The sequence below is a fragment of the Kaarinaea lacus genome (assembly GCF_975902315.1).
Window position 1 is genome coordinate 1 of the sequence record NZ_CDLKIE010000508.1, and the last position, 4,822, is coordinate 4,822.

General features: G+C 46.7%; 4 protein-coding genes. 3 read left to right on the plus strand and 1 reads right to left on the minus strand.

Features of this window, described 5'->3' with window-relative positions:
- Positions 1–57 precede the first annotated feature (57 nt).
- Positions 58–1,311, plus strand: a complete 1,254-nt coding sequence (gene lysA / locus ACWVCM_RS15875; RefSeq protein ID WP_455202745.1) for a diaminopimelate decarboxylase — start codon at positions 58–60, stop codon at positions 1,309–1,311.
- 136 nt (positions 1,312–1,447) lie between these two features.
- Positions 1,448–2,116 carry a class I SAM-dependent methyltransferase gene (locus ACWVCM_RS15880; RefSeq protein WP_455202746.1) on the plus strand — a complete coding sequence of 223 codons (669 nt, stop codon included), beginning with the start codon at positions 1,448–1,450 and terminating at the stop codon, positions 2,114–2,116.
- Between the two features lie 37 nt (positions 2,117–2,153).
- Here the strand turns inward: ACWVCM_RS15880 and ACWVCM_RS15885 are convergent, their stop codons facing one another.
- Complete coding sequence (locus ACWVCM_RS15885) at positions 2,154–2,588, minus strand: rhodanese-like domain-containing protein (RefSeq protein ID WP_455202747.1); 435 nt, start codon at positions 2,586–2,588, stop codon at positions 2,154–2,156.
- A 592-nt stretch (positions 2,589–3,180) separates the two neighbouring features.
- On the opposite strand from ACWVCM_RS15885, the gene ACWVCM_RS15890 reads away from it, so the two are divergent.
- Positions 3,181–4,822, plus strand: a 1,642-nt coding sequence (locus ACWVCM_RS15890; protein ID WP_455202748.1) for a ribonucleotide reductase N-terminal alpha domain-containing protein, incomplete at its 3' end; no start/stop codon positions are given.

Here is a 4,822-nt window from a genome sequence, read left to right on the forward strand (position 1 = left end):
CAATACAACAGACATTACAACAGACATTACAAACGAGTAACCTGGCAGTAGGTAGTTATGGATTATTTTGAACATAAAAACGGCGTGATGTTTGCGGAGGATGTCGATTTGCGCTCGATGGCGAGCGAGGTTGGCACGCCCTGTTATGTCTATTCGCGCGCAACTCTGGAGCGTCATTGGCACGCCTTTAATGATGTGTTCGCCGGGCAGGATCACCTGGTGTGTTACGCCGTCAAGGCCAATTCATCCCTGGCCGTATTAAACGTGCTGGCTCGCCTGGGCTCGGGTTTTGATATCGTCTCCGTTGGTGAACTGGAGCGGGTGCTAAAAGCCGGTGGTGATCCGGGTAAAGTGGTGTTTTCCGGCGTAGGTAAAACGGCCGTGGAAATGCGTCGTGCACTGGAAGTGGGTATTTACTGCTTCAACGTGGAATCGACCCCGGAACTGGATCGCTTGAACCAGGTGGCAAAAGAAATGGGGCAACGCGCGCCCGTTTCCATTCGGGTAAATCCGGATGTAGATGCCAGGACCCACCCCTATATATCCACCGGATTAAAGCAAAACAAATTTGGTATTGATATAGCCAGCGCGCTTTCCATTTACGAGCACGCCCATGGGCTGGAGCACCTCAATGTCGTGGGTGTGGACTGTCACATCGGTTCGCAGCTGAGCGAAGTGGATCCTTTTGTGGATTCGTTAAAGCGCCTGATGGCACTGATCGAGCAATTAAACGCCAGGGGTATTAATTTGCACCATGTTGATGTGGGCGGTGGCCTGGGTATTACCTATCAGGATGAAACACCGCCCAGTCCACAGGATTATGCGACCGCCATACTCAATGAGTTAAAAGACCAGGGATTGAAAATTATTCTGGAACCCGGTCGCGCCATCGCCGGTAATGCGGGCGTGTTGTTAACCGAAGTGCAATATATTAAACCCGGCACAGAAAAAAACTTTGCCATCGTCGATGCAGCGATGAATGATTTGTTGCGACCCGCGCTGTACCAGGCATGGCAGGCTATTGTGCCTGTGGAACCACGGGATAATGCGCCATCCATGACCTATGATGTGGTGGGCCCTGTTTGTGAGACCGGTGATTTTCTGGGTAAAGATCGCGCACTGGCGATAGAGCCCGGTGATTTACTGGCGGTACGCTCCGCCGGCGCCTATGGTTTTACCATGAGTTCCAACTATAATACCCGGCCGCGCGCGGCAGAGGTAATGGTGGATGGTGATCAGTATCATGTTGTTCGGCAGCGGGAATCCTTTGATGATCTGGTAAAAGGTGAATCCTTATTACCTGAAGATTAATTATGAAAATTCCTTTCCCAACTGACATGTGGGATTAGGATGGAATCAAAATCAATTCCGGCCTCCCCCTTTTTAAAGAGGGGTTGAGGAGGATTTGATATAATATAAATATATACGAAGTAACGAGAGTATAACCATGACCATGGAACGACAACCAGAACCCGACCTGATGAATGGTGAAGAACAGGCGCTGGCCTATGCAGAGGCAGACTTTGCCGAACCTCATGAAAACTTTATCGAGCTGTTTAAACAAAGTTTTCCCAATCAGGATATTGTGGGTGATGTGCTGGATCTCGGTTGTGGACCAGGCGACGTGATCATTCGTTTCGCCAAACACTTTCCTCAAGCGCAGTTACTGGCCGTTGATGGCGCTGAAGCTATGCTTGCGCTGGGGCAAAAGGCCATTGACACGGCAGGATTAAGCAAGCAAATAACCTTGCAAAAAGCTTATTTACCCACAGATGCGTTACCCGAGAAAAACTATCAGGCCATTATCAGTAACAGCCTGTTACATCATTTGAATGATCCACAGGTAATTTGGCAAACCATTAAGAAATACGCCAGGCAGGGTACACGAGTATTTATTATGGATTTAATGCGCCCCCGTTCTGAAAGCGCTGCAAAAGAACTGGTTGATGAGTATGCCAGTGCCGAGCCTGAAATTTTGCAACATGATTTTTATCACTCACTCCTGGCGGCATATACCGTCGGTGAGGTGGAAGAGCAACTTGAACGGGAAGCCTTGCTGGAATTTGTCGTCAAACCGGTGAGCGATCGCCACCTGGTTGTGACAGGCGTTTGCTAAGGCAAGTGTGCTAACAAATACAACGAGTGTGTAACCACTATTTCTCTTTAATGGGTAATCCTTTCTCGGTCCATTCGTCAATACCACCCCTGAACCAGAAAATATTGACATAACCATAGCTCACGGCTTTTTTGACTGATTTCATACTGTGTGGGCAGCTCAATCCATCACAATAAAATACCAGGGGGGTTAACTTGTCAGGCGCCAGGTTGGACAGTGTGCCAGGTGATGTTTTGGTGTTGGGCAATGATTTCGATCCCTGAATAGTGCCTTCCTTAAATCGTGAAACCTGGCGGGTATCGATTAACACCAGGTTGTCCATTTGATCTATCAGGTCGACGAGTTCTTCAGCGGTGATGGGCGTAGCGCCATCGAGCACAACCGGTACTTCCCAGTTTTCAGCGAGAACGGGAACGCTGGCGAAAGAACTCAAACTTAAAATTGCTAACAGGGATAATATCTGTCTCATCATTGATGCCTCTAGTGCCCCCTCATGCACACGGTATCTGGCATCCCTGGCCAAACATGCTTTTTATTTTTTTAGCACCGCGCCGACTTGTCCTGATGCAAGTTTTAGACAAGAACACTCGTTGTTTGTTGAGTGTAGGCCATAAATGTCCATTTTTTTAGTATGGATAATGAGTTACAACGTATCCGCAGGCGTTTAGTTGACGAATCAATAGGCAGGTCAGGGGCGGGTTCTTGATAAAGCGGTGGATTAGCTGTGGATAACTTGTGAACGCCAAACACAATATATTGTGTTTTGCATATTTTTTATTCTTATCGACTTAGATGCGTGAAATTATTGACATTTTTAAGATTGCCTCATAAGTCAATGATTTTAATAAACATAAAATATTACCAAAATATGAAAATCGATATTGACAGTGCGGCCATTGGTGCCTATGCTTTACCCCGCAACACAACATATTGTGTTTCAATTCCGTGGAAGCAGGATTAAGAGTGATTTTTATGTAGTTGTATTCACGGAATTTTTATTCCGAATTGTTATCACATCGCGTGATATCAGGTTAAAACAAAAATACGGGGAGAAATAAGGAATTATGAAAGCCGCGTCATCCTTGGAGGCCCTCCACACCAGTGTCGAAGAAATTCCGTTTCAGCCAGCATCTACCGATATCTGGGATAAAAAATACCGCCTTAAGAAAAAAGAAGGAGAGGTAATAGACCAAACTATTGATGAAACCTATCAGCGAGTCGCCAAATCGCTGTCAGAAGTCGAAGAGACTGACGCCAAAAAAGCAGAATGGCGTGACAAATTTTTATGGGCATTGCGCCATGGTGCCATACCGGCAGGCCGCATTATTTCCAATGCGGGTGCGCAGGCTTATAAACCAGCCACATCCACCATCAACTGTACCGTATCCGGCACAGTGACTGATTCCATGGATGACATTCTAAATAAAGTTCATGAAGCCGGTTTAACCTTAAAAGCAGGTTGCGGTATCGGGTATGAATTTTCTACCTTACGACCACAAGGTGCATTTGTAGCAGGTGCTGGTGCCTACACATCAGGCCCACTGTCCTTCATGGATATCTACGACAAGATGTGTTTTACCGTTTCCTCAGCGGGCGGACGCCGCGGCGCACAAATGGCGACCTTCGATGTGGGTCATCCCGATGTGCTGGAGTTTATTAAGGCCAAGCGTGAAGACGGTCGCTTGCGTCAGTTCAACCTTTCTTTGCTCATTACCCAGGAATTCATTCAGGCTGTTAAAGATGGTGGCCTCTGGAAACTGGCTTTTCCATTAACCCAAAAAGAAGTGGATGCAGACAACATTGATGTGTTTGATCCCGAAAAAGTAGTGTGGAGAGAGTGGCCAGTTAAAGACAAGTACATCAGCAATGAAGAAGGATTGATTGCCTGCAAGATTTATAAAACCATCAAGGCGCGCCGTTTATGGGATGTGATCATGAGCTCCACTTACGATTACGCCGAGCCGGGTTTTATTCTCATCGATAAAGTAAACGAAATGAACAACAACTGGTTCACGGAAAATGTCCGTGCAACCAATCCTTGTGTTACAGCAGATACCTGGGTGCAGACAGCGAATGGTCCTTTTCAGGTTTCTGATTTGATTGGCACACCTTTTAATGCACTGATTGATGGGCAGCTTCATGCTTCTGGCGAAAAGGGTTTCTTTAAAACAGCCACTAAGCCAGTGGTTCGTTTACAAACAGCGGAAGGATATCAGCTTCGTTTAACGGATGATCATCGTGTTCGCCGAGTTTCTAGTTTTACACGTCACACCACGGAAACAGAATGGTGTGAGGCCGGAAAACTAAAAGCGGGTGATCGTGTATTGCTAAACGACCATCGTAAAGCAGCCGCCTGGCAGGGTTTATATAATTATGAGCAAGGCTATTTGTTGGGGCTGTTAGTTGGTGACGGTACCTTGAAATCAGATACGGCGGTATTGTCTGCCTGGAAACCGGCCGCTGTTGTAAATGGGTCATTCACAGTGGTTGATTCAGGCGTCAATGCAGTGATGGAAGAAGCGTCAGATTGTGCAGAGCACTTTGCGCATCGTTCGGATTTTAATGGCTGGACGGAAATTAAGGGCCGTAATGAACATCGGATGAAGTTATCTGCACTGCGAGATTTCGCTTTTGAATTGGGTATGGCGCCAGGTAATAAAGAAATCACACCGAAGCTTGAGCAGTCGTCCAGTGATTTTTATCGTG